Annotated in this window: 14 protein-coding genes and 1 tRNA gene; 3 read left to right on the top strand and 12 right to left on the bottom strand. The window is 45.7% G+C overall.

Annotated features, from left to right (window positions below; translation table 11 throughout):
• Positions 1–25: 25 nt before the first annotated feature.
• Entirely contained in the window at positions 26–949 is a 924-nt protein-coding gene (locus tag AC3WS5_RS05835) for a PstS family phosphate ABC transporter substrate-binding protein (RefSeq protein ID WP_492466316.1), read from the bottom strand.
• A gap of 2 nt (positions 950–951) precedes the next feature.
• Positions 952–1206: a hypothetical protein gene (locus tag AC3WS5_RS05830; RefSeq protein WP_492466315.1), complete on the bottom strand. Its 255-nt coding sequence runs from the start codon at positions 1204–1206 to the stop codon at positions 952–954.
• 234 nt (positions 1207–1440) lie between these two features.
• On the opposite strand from AC3WS5_RS05830, the gene AC3WS5_RS05825 reads away from it, so the two are divergent.
• The 3 genes from AC3WS5_RS05825 to AC3WS5_RS05815 all read left to right on the top strand — a co-directional run bounded on the left by AC3WS5_RS05825 (position 1441) and on the right by AC3WS5_RS05815 (position 3171).
• Positions 1441–2097 (top strand): polysaccharide deacetylase family protein, encoded by a 657-nt coding sequence (locus AC3WS5_RS05825; protein ID WP_492466314.1) that lies wholly within the window; start codon positions 1441–1443, stop codon positions 2095–2097.
• 188 nt (positions 2098–2285) lie between these two features.
• Entirely contained in the window at positions 2286–3050 is a 765-nt protein-coding gene (locus tag AC3WS5_RS05820) for a TatD family hydrolase (RefSeq protein WP_492466313.1), read from the top strand.
• Positions 3051–3083: 33 nt separating this feature from the next.
• Positions 3084–3171 (top strand) — tRNA-Ser (locus AC3WS5_RS05815).
• Positions 3172–3307: 136 nt separating this feature from the next.
• Here the strand turns inward: AC3WS5_RS05815 and AC3WS5_RS05810 are convergent.
• The 10 genes from AC3WS5_RS05810 to AC3WS5_RS05765 form a co-directional block, all read right to left on the bottom strand.
• Entirely contained in the window at positions 3308–4246 is a 939-nt protein-coding gene (locus AC3WS5_RS05810) for an Abi family protein (RefSeq protein ID WP_492466312.1), read from the bottom strand.
• Between the two features lie 1184 nt (positions 4247–5430).
• The gene (locus AC3WS5_RS05805) at positions 5431–6264 is read right to left on the bottom strand and encodes an endonuclease/exonuclease/phosphatase family protein (RefSeq protein ID WP_492466311.1); all 834 of its coding nucleotides are present in this window, start codon (positions 6262–6264) and stop codon (positions 5431–5433) included.
• A 385-nt stretch (positions 6265–6649) separates the two neighbouring features.
• Positions 6650–7357 (bottom strand): MIP/aquaporin family protein, encoded by a 708-nt coding sequence (locus AC3WS5_RS05800; RefSeq protein ID WP_492466310.1) that lies wholly within the window; start codon positions 7355–7357, stop codon positions 6650–6652.
• A gap of 291 nt (positions 7358–7648) precedes the next feature.
• Complete coding sequence (glpK, locus tag AC3WS5_RS05795; RefSeq protein WP_492466309.1) at positions 7649–9145, bottom strand: glycerol kinase GlpK; 1497 nt, start codon at positions 9143–9145, stop codon at positions 7649–7651.
• Between the two features lie 336 nt (positions 9146–9481).
• Complete coding sequence (locus AC3WS5_RS05790) at positions 9482–10615, bottom strand: acyltransferase family protein (protein ID WP_492466308.1); 1134 nt, start codon at positions 10613–10615, stop codon at positions 9482–9484.
• A 43-nt stretch (positions 10616–10658) separates the two neighbouring features.
• Positions 10659–11852 carry an N-acetylglucosamine-6-phosphate deacetylase gene (gene nagA, locus AC3WS5_RS05785; protein WP_492466307.1) on the bottom strand — a complete coding sequence of 398 codons (1194 nt, stop codon included), beginning with the start codon at positions 11850–11852 and terminating at the stop codon, positions 10659–10661.
• Positions 11849–13192, bottom strand: a complete 1344-nt coding sequence (locus AC3WS5_RS05780) for a sugar MFS transporter (protein ID WP_492466306.1) — start codon at positions 13190–13192, stop codon at positions 11849–11851. The genes nagA and AC3WS5_RS05780 overlap by 4 nt, the downstream gene beginning before the upstream one ends.
• A 14-nt stretch (positions 13193–13206) precedes the next feature.
• Positions 13207–13950 carry a glucosamine-6-phosphate deaminase gene (locus AC3WS5_RS05775; RefSeq protein WP_492466305.1) on the bottom strand — a complete coding sequence of 248 codons (744 nt, stop codon included), beginning with the start codon at positions 13948–13950 and terminating at the stop codon, positions 13207–13209.
• An 85-nt stretch (positions 13951–14035) separates the two neighbouring features.
• Positions 14036–15475, bottom strand: a complete 1440-nt coding sequence (locus AC3WS5_RS05770; protein WP_492466304.1) for a Gfo/Idh/MocA family protein — start codon at positions 15473–15475, stop codon at positions 14036–14038.
• Positions 15476–15477: 2 nt separating this feature from the next.
• A complete protein-coding gene (locus AC3WS5_RS05765) occupies positions 15478–17553 on the bottom strand; it encodes an alpha/beta hydrolase family protein (protein WP_492466303.1) in 2076 nt (691 codons plus the stop codon).
• Between the last annotated feature and the right edge of the window lie 57 nt (positions 17554–17610).

Below are 17610 nucleotides of genomic sequence, written 5' to 3'. Positions count from 1 at the left end.
TAGTTAAAAGGTTAATATTTAACATTTATTCTTCGTTCAAACTTATGGGTCTTATTTTGAAGCTCCTTCTGCCCGGCATGAGGTAAGCGCGTTTGAAGATCAGTTGTCCGATTTCACCGCTCATAAAATCGGCAAAACCGGTTCCTAATCCCCGGTATCCTTCTTTCAATATATAGCCCAGATCTCTGGTCATAGGGTATTCTTTTGTATAAATATTCGCCTGCACAGGTAAGATATATTTTCCAGGTGAGGCGTTGCTTTCAAGGTGAGCAATTTTAACTTTTTTTAAAAAACTTAATTGTTCACGATCGTCCTGATTACCTACCCAGCTCACTCCGATGAATCCCACGGCATCCGGATGGCCGGCGACCCAGTGAATTACCGAATCGCTGGTCCTGGCAGCGTAGGCTTCTCTGGAGAGTGGCGCACCATGCAATACAGAATCGACGATATACCGTACCGTACTGGTGGCTTTTACACCGTCAAATACCGGATATTTCCTTCCGGAATGGTTTCCCGTCAGGATATTCCTGATTTCGTTCATGGTAAAAACCGAATCTGCTGAAGCGGGATTTACGATGACCGCAATGGCATCGCGGGCCACGGGCAACTGGGTGACCACTACTTTGAGCGAATCTGCCAGTCCCCTTTTTTCAGGTTCAGTCAACTGAATGGTGGAAATCACCATCCTGATGCTGTCATTCCACAGATCCCGGACGCAGTCTGCCTCGGGTTTGTACTGCACGTTGATCTTGGTTCCGGGCTCATTTGACTCATATACCTGTACCAGAGCATCTACGATAGGTTTGAAAGATTCATCCGCGCTGACGGTTATAGTTCCCCTCACGGGGGTATCCGGTCGCTCTGCATCTTTTTCCTTAGTTGATTTACAGGAAAAAACAAACACGAGCAGGAATACCAATCCCGCCGTCAATCTCTCCCTAAACATATTTATTTAAAATAATTTTTCTTATACCCTCTATAAATTCGCCATCCACCGTACACAACGCAAACTGTTCCAAATACCTTATCCAGGTAATCGGGTGGAAATCGCTTATTCAAAGGTAGTTCAGCCATATTTCGAAAAAACAAAAACAAGCCAATCAGGAGAATGATCAATCCCATCACATAGTCCAGCATGGACTTCATTCCCGCAACCTGCCTGTTGCGTTTCCTCTCATAATCCTCTGTAGATTTTAAAGGCATTTCCTACGATTGGGCCCGAAAATTAGATAATTTTTTTAATTAGATGACAATTTATTGAAATTCCACAAATTTATTTCTTAAATTTTGCGTCACTATTTTCCAAAATTTTGCTGGACGTATTTATGTAATACAAACAGGATCAAGTTAATACATGACATTCTCCGTATAATTCGGTTTATTTGTGATAGTCAAATCTTCAAATACCATTAATTTAGCCAATCTCATTTACTCCTGATGTATTTTACTAAAACGCCATTTTGGCTAAAAAAATTGTATCGTAACTATACCTGGGACCTGGGTACCGGGGAAAAAGTGCTTTATTTGACGTTTGACGATGGCCCGCATCCGGAAATTACACCTTTCGTCATGGAGTTGTTGAGGCAATACGATGCCAGAGCCACATTTTTCTGTGTAGGCGAGAATGCGATGCGGGAGCCCGGGATCCTGAGCAGTCTGGTTGAGCGGGGGCACACGTTAGGCAATCATACTCACAACCACCTGAACGGCTGGAAGACGGACAAGGAAGCTTATATTAACAACGTTTTTCAGGCCGGGGGTTATATTCCATCCCGGTTGTTCAGGCCGCCATACGGCAGGATCACCAGTCGGCAGGCTGCGTCACTCAGAAATCGGGTTGCGGAGGTCTCACCTTTTCATATAGTCATGTGGGATGTGCTTAGCGGTGATTTTGATGCAGAGAGAGCTCCGTCTGAATGCAGGGATCTTGTTATCCGTCACGCCGTGCCGGGCTCAATCATTGTGTTTCACGATAGTATTAAATCGTTTCCAAACCTGCGGGTAGCTTTACCAGGGGTGTTGGAGCATTTTAGCCGTGCTGGATTCCGGTTTGAGCCGATCTGCGTTGCAGATCTTGAAGCAAGGAGGTCCTGAGTTAATTCCGGCGGGGGTGAATGATATGCGCCGGGCATGTTGATGAATTAATTAAGGAGGGCCTGAGTGTAGACTCAAGCCCGATTTTTAATCCGTACCCTATGAAAACTTGGAGATGAAGTTAAATTATTTTACAGGGAATCACAAAAAATAGTTAATTCAATATAAACCTTTTTAAACCGATTGGGATGTATATCGACACGCATGCGCATATTTATTTGAATGAGTTCGCCCATGACCTGCCTGCGGTACTGGACAGGGCCTGGCAGCAGAACCTGGATAAAATTCTGATGCCGGCGATAGATTCAGCAACGCATGGCGACATGATTGATGTGGAAACGAAGTATCCCGATAGGGTATTAAGTATGATGGGGCTGCATCCCACGTCGGTGAAAGCAGCGTTCAGGAAGGAGCTGGCGGTGCTGGACAGGTATTTTGAGGAACGAAAATTTGTTGCGGTGGGTGAGACGGGGCTTGACTACTATTGGGATCTGAGTTACAAGGAGGAACAGGTGGAGGCCTTTGAATACCAGATGGAGTTAGCGATTCGCTATGCTGTCCCGGTGGTGATCCACAGCAGGGAATCGACGGATGATTGTATTCAGATGGTTGAAAAAAAGGTACAGCGCGGACTTACCGGGGTTTTCCATTGTTTTGGCGGGAGCAGGGAGCAGGCATTGAAGATCCTGAATCTGGGGTTTTATCTGGGAATCGGCGGAGTGCTGACGTTCAAAAAATCGGGGTTAGATGAAGTGATGAGGGATCTTCCGCTGGATCAGGTCGTACTGGAGACTGATGCTCCGTATTTGGCGCCGGTTCCATATCGCGGTAAAAGAAACGAGCCTTCTTATCTTCCGAAGGTGGCCGGGAAACTGGCGGAGATCAAGCAATTAACCGAAGCGGAAATTGCTGAAATTACCAGTCGGAACGCCAAAAAATTATTCGGGTTATAGGGTGTGAAGCCCTACCTTTGCAGCCCGATTTCGGGAGACTTGCTCGAGCGGTTGAAGAGGCACGCCTGGAAAGTGTGTATACCTCTAAAGGGTATCAAGGGTTCGAATCCCTTAGTCTCCGCAATTGTAGCTGATAATCAATCGGTTATAAGAAAAGATAGTAGAAAAGGTAGCTAAATTGCTACCTTTTCTGTTTTCGATCATAGAGATGATTTATCTGCACTGAACGGTGTTGTTCTAATTGATAATATCCTTAATTATTTTTTAGCTACTTTTTTTGTCTGGGTTCGTGTCGTTTGATTTTGCCATAAGGATTCGTTTTGCCAATCAGTTGGGAAGCCCATCTCCTTTTCTTGCGCCAGAGGGCAACTTTTCATTAGCGACTGCAAACGATCCTTGAAACCGCAGCCAGGGCTGATGATGTTCAGCAGGTATTGTATGCAGCAAATGGCGGCATAGATCTTATAAGGCAAAATTTTTTTATTATTAATGAATGTAAACTCTGTTTGAGCTGGCAGTTTAATATGCGCCGTGAATCTTCTGTTCCATAAGCGGCTGTGGTGGGCACATACATTCCTGATGTTGCTTAGCGAATGCATCCAACTTTCCAAAATACGCACATCCTTCAAGCCGTAGTACTTTGTTACGGCCTTTTTCTCAGGACCCTTTCTTAGGTTCATAAAAATGAGGGAAAGCAATCCAAAACTCGTCACTTCCAAACTCATCCAACTCGGCGGGTCTGTAGGATTTGTATATTTTGTCGTGTAATGTTTAATAAATGTTTCCTCGCTTCTACTAATTTCCTGGCTCAGCCTCGTTTTGTTCTTTAGGTATCCTACAGCATCTCTACAAAGTGATTCATCCAAATGCCAATGACTGCCATTGTTTAGCGCCCATTGATAGATAATTTCGGTTCGCATTGAAATTTCAATTTTTTCAATAGCATCAAATAACAGCAACCTTAATTTTCTGTCAAAAACATAGAGGCTGATAATTTGCTCAAAACTTACTGGGAAAATAAAAGGGTGTGCAGGATCGTCATTGTCTTGGAACGGAAATGTATATGCGCGAAGACGGTAATAACTGATATTGGATAAATATGAAGTTGCACTTGAAACATCGTCTATCACCATACCTCTTCCCTTCAACTTATTAATTTGGTCGGCAATCGAAATCGGGGGTTTACTGTAGTTCATCTCTCTTGGAATCTAAAGTGAGCGGATAACCCCAAAAAAGCGAAAACCTGCCCGGTTGCGCATTGTGAAGAGGCGTGGCAGGTATTATTGTTTGCAAAATACGGATTTTGGGATATTGTTTCCAAATAATATGCGTTAATTCTTCCGATATTTATATACCTCATTGATTCTGTAAAGTTTATGCTGTATACATAATCTGTCCTTGTGTGACTTTCCCCACTTTTTTCGAAGATTATTAACGCATATCTGTTTTAAATTTTCAACGCCAAGCTTATCACGTCATCAGCCAATTTTTCGCGTTTAAGCACGTCATTAACCTTTTGAAAAGCCAAACAATCCGCATTTCAGTCTCATCAGCCGGCACCAACTGTATAAAGAGGAGGACCTGTAACCGCTTAGAATCGTCCTTGCCATTTTCCATAATCCTTAACCTAGCCGCGTCTAAATTCAGGACGAGTATGAATTGACGCAAAATCGTTTCTGTCTCCCTCTTCGTCGTATGCCTTTCCCAATCGCTGTAACCCCACTTTCAATGATACCAGTTTAATTATTCTGATAGTGCCAAATATAAGAAAACAAGCGAAAGAATGCTAAATCTTTAAGCAATCACCCTTGCAAAAGCGATATTGCAATATTTGAATATTCGTGTGTCATAGCGTTTGCCATTATCCGCATCGTCACAGTGCCAGGACCGAAATCGATTAGGTTTCAAAAGCTGAAAATATATACTAGTCGCCCTGCCATGTTTCAATACAATTTTTGGGATAGGTCCTTTATTGAATCTCCAAAATTCAATTTTATCTAGTCAATACCATATTTCTTATGCATTGTTCGCATCTCTTTCCCGAATTCAATATTTTTTTAATACTGTTTTTCGCTTCTCTTCGGGCAAACATTGAATACAAGTGGGATATTGAATGCCTTTGTAATATTCTTGACATTTTGGGCACAATTCCATATTGTATAAATCCAAGTACGATGCACATTTTTTATAGGCAGTAATTGTGTCCTCAAAGGAAAGATATTTGACATTGTCGTCTAAATAAAGTAAAAATGCCTTCTTCAAAATTCTTCCAATATCGTGCTTTGGCAACTTCCAATCCAATTTCGCCATTCACCAACTTGTCTCTGAGCTCTATGAATTCGCTATATGCTAACATATCAATTCGCGGCTTATTTGTCGATTAAAATCTAACCGTAGCTTCCACCGGGAAATGATCCGACGGAAACTTCCCCCGATACGTATCTGTCAGGATCGCCCATTTGCCTGCCTTGCCGTTCTTGGTAATGAATATATGATCAATCACGCCGTTGCTATTCAGCGCCTTTCCAAAACCGTTAAAAGATCCGTTATTCTCGTATGGAGACTTAACATCTCCGTAGCTGTCTCTTAAATACCCACTGCCTGAAATTATCTTATAGGGAACCGAATTGCGATCTGCATTAAAATCTCCTGTCAGGATCGCATTCCCCCCTTGCGCGATTCGCCGCATCTCACGGATGATCAGCTTCGCGCTTTCCTCCCTGGCAATTTTTCCCTCATGATCAAAATGGACGTTAAAGAAATAAAATCGTTTTCCTGTGGCGCGGTCCTCCAATTGTACCCAGGAACAGATCCGGTTACAACATTTGGCATCCCATCCCTTGCCTGGTTTGTCAGGAGTTTCTGAAAGCCAGAAGTCGCCGGATCGAAGAAGCGCATACTTATCCTTTTTGAAAAAGACTGCGGAATGCTCCCCCTTGTCTTTGCCATCATCACGCCCTTTTCCATAATAGTCATACCCGGGCAAATTTCTGCGAATATCTTCCAGTTGGTTTTTGAAACCTTCCTGCGTTCCGAATACATCAAAATCGTGATACCTGATGAGGTTCGAAACCGGAGCCACCCTGTCCTTCCACAAATTCCCCGAATCGCTGGGTGTCTCCATTCGCAAGTTAAAAGTTGCCACTTTCAGTTCCTGTGCATCCAGTGCGGCTACAGAAACCAGAGCCATAATCAACGTGATTATTTGCTTCATCTTCGACATTTTTCCAGAAGTTTACTTTTTTTCCAACTGACCAGATCATAAAACCGTAAACCTTCCGTGGCCGGTTTATTCCCACGCTCTCTTCTGATCTCCAAAACCAGGGGGTTGCTAATATCGCGAAAATAGTTGGATTGCAATCAAGAATTTACAGCAACGGGACACGACAGGTATGACCCGTTTACGACTCATTACCGGCGGAAGCTCTGCATGCTAATCGTCTGTATTCTTGTGCTGGCGGGATTCTACCATTATAGGAAAATCGGTACTGAAAGAACGTGACTACTGAATATTATATATCTAATATCCCCTCCCCTGCCCGTACCAAATTTGTACGCTCGGGCGGTAGTAACTATATCTATTAACTAGCGTCTCCTTATCAATTCAGTTGCTGAAACACCACGGCGGCCAACAATGCGCCTGCCAGCGGACCTACAACAGGTACCCAGGCATAGGCCCAGTCGACAGGTTCTTTCTTGCCCGTAGGGAGGACCGCATATAACAACCTTGGAACAAAATCCCGCACGGGATTAATGGCATATCCGGTTGGGCCACCCAGACTCAAACCAATGGCCAGCACGATAAAGGCGACTGGTAACGCGTCCAGCGCACCCAAACTGTTTGCCGGCGCTATAATAAATAAAACTCCAATGATCAGCACAAACGTACCAATAGCCTCTGAAAGCATATTCTGAATGCCACTTCGGATGGCCGGGGCAGTGCAAAACGTAGCTTTTTTTAACGAAGTATCGTCCGTACTCAGGTAATGCTGCCGGTACGTCATCCATACTACCACCTGTCCTAATGCGGCACCCACAATCTGGCCGCCCAGGTAGTCTGGTATTGCAGCAACAGGTATTTTCCCTAAATAAGCCAGCGCAAGGGTCACGGCGGGATTCAAATGGGCTCCACTGGCCTTTGAGGCCGCAAACACGCCAACAAACACAGCCATAGCCCAACCTAGAACGATCACTATCCAGCCACTGTTATTACCCTTTGTTTTGTTCAATACAACATTGGCTACCACGCCATTTCCTAACAGGATCAATAGAAATGTTCCAATGAGTTCACCCGTAAAAATATTCATAAGAATTTTGTTTGAAAAATTTACACGTAAGCCAGTAGTTCTGTTATCCTCAAAAACTGCTGTAGTTTTTTTAGCCCCTAAAATTAATATCCCGCTGGAATTTAACAGCACTTTGACCCGGAATAATTTTTAAAAATTGCTGGCGGGAAGATTTATCCTACGCGATTATCCTTGCTTCTCTGCTTGGCATAGAGACCAGGAGCTAACGAATTCCCGGAGCATCGCTCCCTTGACTAAGCAAGTGATCATGTCCCGGGTGACTGAATGACTTTTGCCTCGGCAACTGTGCCATCAGGCCTCCTCCGCCCAGACCTGAGCGGCTCTCACCGCACGCTTCCAGCCCCGGATAAGTTCTGTTCTCTTATCATCACTCATACCGGGGGTAAATATCTTATTGGACTGCCAATATTGTCTCACTTCTTCAACATTTTTCCAGAAGCCAACGGCCAGACCACTCAGATATGCTGCACCTAGTGCCGTAGTTTCGGTGATCTGTGGTCTCACTACATCCGTTTGTAACAGGCCAGCCTGGAACTGCATGAGGTAATCGTTGACTGTAGCGCCGCCATCTACCCGCACTTCTTTGATCGTGATGCCGGCATCCGCCTCCATGGCTTGTAGAACATCCATGCTTTGGTAGGCGATACTTTCCACAGCAGCGCGTGCGACATGTCCATCAGAACTGCCTCGTGTAAGACCAGTAATCATTCCCCTGGCATGTTGATTCCAGTACGGCGCACCAAGACCGGTAAACGCAGGCACCATATACACACCACCGTTATCTGGCTCCGTCGCCACTAAGGTTTCGATATCGGCCGATTTCTGAATTAGCCTGAGCCCATCGCGCAGCCATTGAACCACTGCGCCCGCAATAAAAACGCTCCCTTCCAGAGCATAACTTACTTCGTTATTGATCTTCCAGGCAATGGTAGTAAGCAGGTTGTTTCGCGAAGGAACCGGTTGCGCTCCGGTATTCATCAGCATAAAACAACCCGTCCCGTAAGTGTTTTTTACCATACCAGGTTGCGTGCACATCTGGCCAAATAATGCTGACTGCTGATCACCAGCAATGCCGCTAACGGGAATCGTGGCCCCATTTAACAGCATCGTGGTGTGTCCATATACCTCGCTGCTGGAGCGAACCTCCGGCATCATGATCTTAGGAATTTCATACAAAGCGAGTAATTCTTCATCCCATTGAAGACTATGAATATTGTAGGCCATCGTACGTGAGGCGTTGCTTACGTCTGTGGCATGCACTTGTCCGTTGGTGAGCTTCCATAACAGCCAGGAATCTACGGTACCAAAACAAAGCATCCCGTTCTCTGCCTTGCTCCTGGCTCCTTCGATGTTCTCCAAAATCCACCGGATCTTCGTAGCCGAAAAATAAGCATCAGCTATTAGACCGGTCTTAGTGCGTATCTGATCCGCATAACCTTCCTGCTTTAGCCAGTCGCAATAACCGGCCGTTCTACGGTCCTGCCATACAATGGCATTGTACACCGGTTGTCCTGTACTGCGATCCCACAGGACCGTCGTTTCCCGTTGATTGGTAATTCCGATGGAAGCGATATCGCCCGCGTTTAATCCTGCTTTCGCGATCGCCTCTGCAGCCACTCCCAACTGAGTAGACCAGATCTCATTCGCATCATGCTCCACCCATCCGGGCTGCGGAAAGATCTGGGTAAATTCTTTTTGAGCAACAGCGACAATATTTCCTGTCTTGTCAAATACAATCGCCCGGGAGCTGGTGGTACCCTGATCCAGGGATAAAACAAATTTTGGCATGCAACAAACTTTTTGTATATTTATAGATTGAGTATTCGTTTGCTAAGTAACCCGCCGAATAGCCGGACTCTTCATCCGCCTCCTGCATCGAAAATAGAAAATTAATTTAACTGGCAAAACAAATCCCGGCAATTGTTAGTTAGTCCATCTATTTCTACGCTTACCAGTCATCTCCTATTTTGAAACGCAATGTGGCTTTTGTTGCGGGAGCCGGTCAATCGTTAGGAAGAGAGCTATAGGGGTATTTTATCCGGCCATGTATGTCACTGGCGTCTCTCATATTTCAAGATCGAAAAATAAAGGGAAACAACTATTCCTGTGAACTTGCTGTACCGTTTAAATCTTCCAAAATAACTTCTTTACGTACAGGAATTTCAAAAAAATTAATTGTATTAAAAGTACTCCGGCAAATAACCAGAAGTTATGCCAGGGCTCTGGTGTAAAATGAATGAGTCCCCCAAACAAAAAGCTGGAGGTATGTGCAAAATCAATGACTCCGTGGGAAAGCATATAAATCAAAATCGAATTCGTGCCAATCCAAACCAACGGCAGGCTCCACGTCCTGAAGTTCCATACATCTATTATCAGGTAAAAAACGCCCAGCAACAGACAACTCAATCCCCCGGTAAACATCACAAAGGAACTGGTCCACATATTTTTATTTATTGGGAAAACCAGGTCCCACAGCAGACCGATGCCGATAAAGATGACCCCTGCGAGCAGCAAGGCAAAGCCTTTGCGTAGCCTGCTCATATCCTGAAAATAATTTCGCAGGAACTGGCCTACAAAAATCCCCAGTAGGGCAGACCCAATTGCGGGTACAGTTGACAAAATGCCTTCGGGGTCATAGACCTTCCTAAGCACCTGTCCTGGCAAAAATCTCCGATCGATGTAACCGGCGAGATTCCCCTCTGGAGTAAGGACTCCCGCTCCGAAACCAGGCACCGGAATCAGCGTCATTGCAGCCCAGTAACCCAGCAATAACAAGGCAAACCACATCATCTGTTTCCGAAGAGAACAATTCAGAAAAATGACCGCGGCAAAGAAACAGGACAGCGCTATTCTTCCCAACACGCTGGCAACGCGGAAGGTATCGTACCCAAGAAAACGCTGCGCCTTGTTCACCACCATACCTAGCAGGATGAGTATCACCGTCCTCTTTATCAGAGATCTGTATATCTTCTTTTTCTCCCTTTTTCTGTCTTCAACGCCACCTGCAAGTTTCTTTCCGAATGAAAATGGCATAGACACACCAGCAATAAAAATAAAAAGGGGGAATATCAGATCGTAAAAGGTGAAGCCATTCCAGACGGTGTGGTGCAGTTGCGCACTCATCCATCCTATAAATGACCAGTCCGTCGCTGCTGCTGCACCATGCACTATTCCTTCCCCCGAAATGATCCAAAGCATGTCGAATCCGCGGAGGGCGTCCAGGGATTGTAACCGGCCAGATATGGGGCTCTGATTCATTTTGGTTTATTGATATTTAAATGATGCTTTAATGCAAAAATTCTTATTGCATTTTATTAAATACTATGTTTCCCTTCACCATCGTTGCAAGCACACGAATATCATTATCAAATATAACGACATCGGCGTCCTTGCCTGGGCTGAGGGAGCCGGTACTACCCGCCATTCCCATAATTCCTGCTGGCGTTAAGCTGATCATGCGTATTGCTTCCACCAGAGAGATACCTGCTTTTGCGACCATCGTCCGGACCAGTCGGTCAGTGGTGGCTATGCTGCCGGCAAATGAAGCCCGGTCGGGCAATTTAGCCACACCATCTTCTATAATCACCGGAAGCCCATTGTCTTTTGGTCCCAGAATACTTTCAGTATCATTTGTTCCAGCCGCACGCATCGCGTCGGTTATCAGCGCCGTCCTGCCGGGGCCTTTGACTTTATGGATAAGCTGTAAAAGCGGCACCGGCAAATGAGCGCCATCCGCGATCATCTCCACGTTTATCTCATCCATCAGGTAAACGCTCTCAACCACACCGGCATAACGAAATGCATTGCGACGGGTGACTCCTGACATAGCCGAATAAAAATGGGTAGCCAGGGTATATCCGCTTTCAAAGGCTTTCACCACATCATCATACAGGGCGTCAGTATGGGCGATGGCGGCAAGAATATTTTTACTTCGCAGATACCGGCCAAATTCCAGCGCACCTTCCAACTCAGGGGCTGCACTCCAGCGTGCAATGATATCGCCGGCTTTTTCAACAATTTCCGAATATTCATCCCTGTCAGGATTGCGAATATAACGCGGGTCCTGTGCTCCCTTCTGGCTCAGCGCGAAATAAGGCCCTTCGATATGCATTCCTAAAAAGCGCGCTCCGTTGTGATTCAGCGGCACCGCTTTCCTGTAAGTATTTAAAATATGTAATAGATTTTCCTTTTCCGAAGTAAGGGTTGTTGGCACCATGGCAGTGGTTCCAAACCGGCTATGTGTTTCGGCGATCTTTAAAAAGTCTTCCGTTGTTCCGTCCATGAAATCACTTCCCCCACCGCCATGAATATGGATATCAATAAAACCGGGTGAGATGTAGTTACCTTCAACATCAATGGTGGTATCTGCCGCAGCGGAAAGGGTCCCCTCACTGATCCCGGTGATCCTGCCGTCTTCAACCAGCAGACTTCCCCGCGGCATAATCCTGTGGGTTGTAATGATCTTTCCATTCACAAATTTTATTCTTCTGCTCATGACGATTTATTTAGTATGGACCAGCGAACAATCCTGTGTCCTTTCATAGCATAAAAAATTAAATATATATAACAGGGCGCCAACACAATATAGGCAGTCCGCACGGTATAAATGTCCGCCAATTTACCATAAATAAGCGGTAATATAGCATTGCCGCATAATCCCATGATTAAAATTGAAGCGCCTAATTTAGTAAATCTTCCGAGACCCTTCAGCGCCAGCGGCCAGATGCCCGCCCAAACCAGCGAATTGGCAAATCCGAGCAGCACCACGAACCAAATGGAAATATGGGTATGAAAACCAAACAAACTCACCTCGCCATCAACGAAAAGAATCAGTAATGACAGGGTCAGGCCCAGTATCGTACAAACTTTCAGCATTGTTAGCTGTGACACGTATTTGGGTATAATAACAATACCCAGCAAATAGCCACATATAGTAGCTGCCAAAGTAAAAGAAGGAAAAACCTTTGCGTCGACCAAACCGATTCCCATGGAATCTGCATATCCGATGATCGTATCAATTGCTATCACCTGCGTGCCCACATGCAGAAAAATGGCCAGCGCACCCAGTATGAGATAGGGAAAATCGAAAATACTCTTTTTACCGGCATTTGCCTGCAATACTTCCCCGGTCTCCGTCTCGGTATCTATTTCAGGTAAGGGGGAAAAGTGGACGATCAACCCAAGGACCACCAGAATACAGGTTAATATGCCGTAGGGTAAAATTACTCTGCGAATCAGTTCGTCTAAAATGACATTTTTCTCCACTACAGAAATATGCTCCAGCGTTTTAAAAACTTCGCTGTCGTTTGGTCTGAGTATAACCGCGGCCAGCAGCAACGGGGCTATGATGCCGGCGCCCTTATTAAACACACCCATAATACTGATACGGCGGGCAGCACTTTCTATAGGCCCTAGTATGGTGACATACGGGTTGGCAGCGGTCTGCAAAACAGCCAGCCCCATACCGATAGTAAAAAGTCCCGCAAGAAAAATACCGTAGGTACGTAAATATGCCGCCGGGATAAAGAGCAGGGTGCCGATGGCCATTACCCAAAACCCCAACATGATTCCTTTTTTAAATCCTACTCTCTTTAACAGGTAAGAGGAAGGCACTGACATCACCAGATAGGCAATATAAAAAGCAAATGCCACGAGGTAAGATTCGAAATGAGTAAGCTCACAGGCTATTTTAAAGTAAGGAATCAAAATGGCATTTACCCAGGAAACGAATCCAAAAATAAAAAAGAGTGTCCCGATCAGGATAAGGGAAAGGATTATCTGCCTTCGTGACAGAGAACCGGCATCTACTGCCGCAGCTTTCTTCGACTGTTTCATTTGCTCGGCTTTTTTCAGATTCCCTTTGCTAACAGACTTGCCGAGGCTGTCTCCAAATACAGGTAACAATCCGGATGTTCCTGCAGAATACTCGCAGGGTATAGATTACTCACCTTCTGCTCAATAGTATTTTTGACAGCCATGGCCTTTCTGGAATCGGGTACTGAACAGATGATATGTTTCGACCGCATGATCTGTCTAACCGACATACTTATAGCTTGCGGGGGTACTTGGTTCACTTCGGAGAACCAGCCCTCGTGCACCTGCTGAAGGCGGCAGTCTGTGTCCAGGTCTGCGACGAGATAGGCCCTTTCTGTATCAAAATCTGCGGGGGGATCGTTGAAAGCAAGATGACCGTTCTCTCCTATTCCCACCAAGGCAACATCCACAGGCGATTTCCGAATTAACAATTCCAGACGTTTGCACTCTCCTTCCGGCTCTGCTTCGCCATTGATGAAATGTACGGCCTTTAACGCAGGTACCTTATCTACAAACCGCTCCTTCAGGTACCTTCTGAAACTGGCTTTGTGAGATAGGGGGAGCCCTATATACTCATCAAGATGAAACATCGTAACCGCCCCCCAATCTATATTTTCCTCTCTAATCAATTGCTCGATCGTTTCGAACTGACTGGATCCGGTAGCGAGAATTATTGCCGCGGAGCCATTTTCACTGATTGCCGCGCGGATTAGTTCCGCGGCCTTTTTACCTGCTTCTTCCCCTAATTTAATGGGATCCTCCTGAACACTGATTTTCATTTGTCTTAAATTCAATTTTTTAAAAAGATTCACTTGTTTTTATATTTATTCCGACAGCTGCCTGAAGAGCACTACCTGACATTAACTATTTTTTTACTGGAGTCAGATTTCCATGATCAATAGAGTAATCGACTGGTTTGTTGGTTTTCCACGCGCCTCTGGTAAAGTCGGGAACTTTCACCGGAGCCGATCCGTGTGCAACTGACCATTCGCTTAACGGCGAAACAGAAGTCCATAATGCCGCATCGTAAACGTCACAATCCATGGGCAGCCCATTGTGCAGGTTGTCGATCCATCTCCAGTCCATCAGAAAGTCCATTCCGCCATGCCCGCCAATCTGCCTCGCCATCTCCCCCAACCTTTTTACAATTGGAAGTGTATATAATTCTTCCACCTTTTTCATCTCGTCGTCCGACAACCAGCTTTCATGACTTTTGGCAATCCTTCCCGGAAGCGGATATTTCAGAGCGCTGCCCTTTGTTCCGCTGATCAAATGAATGCGGGAATATACCCGGGGCGAGCTGATATCATGCTGTAGCATAATGGTTCGGCCAAGCCGGGTTTTTATAACCGAGGTATTCATATTACCTCTGAACTTCGCGTGGAGGAGCGGTTTGAAGGTATCCGGGTCTTTTTCAGAGGATTGTTTCTCTAACTCTTTCATGGTAAAATCATTGCTACTCATCGAAACCATGAAATCCATTTTGTCCCCCCGGTTTATATTCAATACCTGAGCAATAGGCCCTACTCCATGGGTGGGATACAGATTACCGTTACGATTTATATTCTCCTTCAGCCTCCACAGATCGTACCTGGCCTTTTTATCGAAGAGACTGGCTACATTGGTGTGCATATAGGCTCCTTCACAATGAATAATATCGCCGAAATAGCCCTGCCGCGCCATATTGAAGGTGAGCAATTCGAAAAAATCGTAGCAACAATTCTCAAGAAAGATACAGTGCCGCTTATTTGTTTCTGAAGCATGTACCAGCTCCCAACATTCTTCGAGCGACTCTGCCATGCCAACCTCCAGCGCTACGTGTTTGCCATGTTTCATTGCATAGGTAGCGATGGGCACATGCAGTTTCCAGGGAGTAGCAATGTAAACAACATCAATATCATCCCGCTCGCACAACTCTTTCCAGGCATCTTCTTTACCTGAATACAAAGCGGGTTTATACGGAGAATTTTTGATGCTGTCCTTCGCCAACTGCACCCTTTGGGGGCGTATATCGCAAAGAGCATTAATCGAAATACCTTCGACAAAATTTATGCGCGGCACCGCCGCGGCACCCCTGTTGCCCAAACCTACAAATCCTATTCTGACAGTCTTTATCTTCGGCGCCCTGTATCCGCACATATTAAATATCTGTTTACCGGGGTCAGACAGGTCCGCATTTTTCTTTGCAGAAAAATAATCATCAACTGATCCCGCGAAAGCCCTGGAACCGGGCATTAGAGCACTGGTGAGCCAGGCTCCGAATAGTCCGGTCTTTTTAAGGAAGTCTCTACGCTTGTTTGTCATCGTCATAAGTTTTCATTATTTGTAAATCGTATCGAGCCTACTGTTCCCGCCTTCTTCATTGCATCTCTTACCTTTTCTTCAAAATACTTTTGCTTCGTGGCATCGGCCATTTTGCCGGATAAAGAGACCGGATTTCGGAATTCGACCAGTTTGCATCCACTCATCGCTGTCAGCAACGGTATATCACCCCAGGGAATAATGCCCGGCAGATGGACAGACATATTAAAAAAATCCATTCCGGCTCGGTCGCCCACCGCGTAGCTTAGCGGGCAACTGCGCAGTACACAGGTATCTATGTTGTTAAAAAGATTAGCAGCTATCAAAGATGCAATGTTTGTCTCGCGTACAGCATCCACCGTAACGGAACCTGGAGAAAAACGTTGTTTCGTATATTCAAGGATCAACCGGATCTGGTCGGCCCACCTGCCCTGCACACTGTGTCCCAGCCAGAGATTAGCCCGTGCAAGTGTATGGAAGGAAGGAAGACTTCCGTCGGTCACTTTTGCTTGTGGAGAATTGTTGGTGCCCAGACCCCATAAATCCGCTGCCACAACAATATAATTTCTTCGCTTATAACTGCTTATCACGGCATTGCGGTAAGTCTGATCAGCCTCATCGGTGAATAAAACCAGCGCCAGGGCTCGCTTCTTATCCTTCGCGTTAAATATCGTGAGCGGTATCAATTGCTTATCCTCCGTCTCCAGTATCGTATTTTCAATAGAATCGTTCTTCTTTACCGGGTGAGCAATCCGCAAGTCATCTTTTTCATACAAGACGATATCCTTTAGCTTATTCCTTTTTTCTTTTTTATCGATGGTCCGGAGTCCTTCCCATTTCAGGGATTCCAGGGCGCCTTTCTTTTTGCAGTATGCAACGGTGCTGACCACAAGTGGGGCTCTTTCGCCCTTCTTGAAGACCATAAGCTGTTCCTCAGTCAGCAATTGAAAAGGAATTTCTTTTCGCGGACTACCATCACCCTCCCCTTTCAGATGTAAAGCAAACCATCCCAGAAGCGCTTCCCGCATTTCCGGCCAGTAGCCATGGGGCGTGTCAAATAGGCGGTATGCTATATTTTCAGATTTACCATACAGTTCATATATGGGTTTAATGTGCGTAAAACTCCGTAACATCTCACTGGGAAAAAACGCTTTATTTTTGTCCTGCAATGCGCTGGCAATCATCAAAGCGCGGGGGGCCATCAACGACAGCACGCCCGCTTCTTCCGCGAAAGTTAGTCCTGTCGGCAACATCTCACAGACACAGTTAGAAGCCATGATATAAGCCTGAAAGGTCCCCACGCTTACTACGGGCATACTAGCCTTAATCCGGTCATCCATGGCAGAAAGCCACATAGTTTGATTACCGCCACCACTGGCGCCGGTAGCTCCAATACGGTTCTTATCCACATAAGGCAATGAACACAATAAGTCCACGCCGCGCATATTATCGGCTAGTTGGGCGCCGAGCAGGGTTTCACCCACATTGATTAAAGAGGCGCCAAGATTGGATCCATGGTATTCGTGAACGCCGTGATTGGTCGTGCGCTCCCCGCTCCCCCAGGCGTCGATGTTCAAACAAACATAACCATTGAGCGCGAGTTCGTGTGCGCATGACTGCACCGACTCCGCTGCTTTTCCCTCAGCCCAGTGCCCATGCATATTTATCACCGCAGGAAATGGCCCCTTGCCATCAGGTACATAGAGGTTTGCTGTAGCATACACACCTGTCCTGGTTTGAAAATATATTTTTTTGATTGTATAACCGTTCAGTTTTATCATCCCTGTTTCCCGATAATCCAGTGGCAGGCTATGATCTACAGTTACCCCGGCGGCTTTCCAGATCCGCCTGCGCAACTCGCGCTTTTGCAATTCCCACCCCGGTTTATCTGATGAGAGTTTTCTCAGGTCAAAATTAACAGCGGCGTCTTTTTCCAACGACCGGGCTATCACATCGGCTTTCTCTGTAAAGGACACTCTGGGGAGAGTATCCAGGTGACTTTCGGGCACAGCTCTGTCTGCACCTACGCGATAAAAATTCGACATCGCGCTCAGTAAACAGAAAAATAATATCTTACTCAATAGTGGCGGTTTATTGACTATGAATGTATAAATATTTATCAGAGACCTCGCCGATTG

The organism is Niabella sp. CPT15-335-S11, from assembly GCF_058792415.1.
This window is presented reverse-complemented; position numbering and strand designations above follow the sequence as displayed.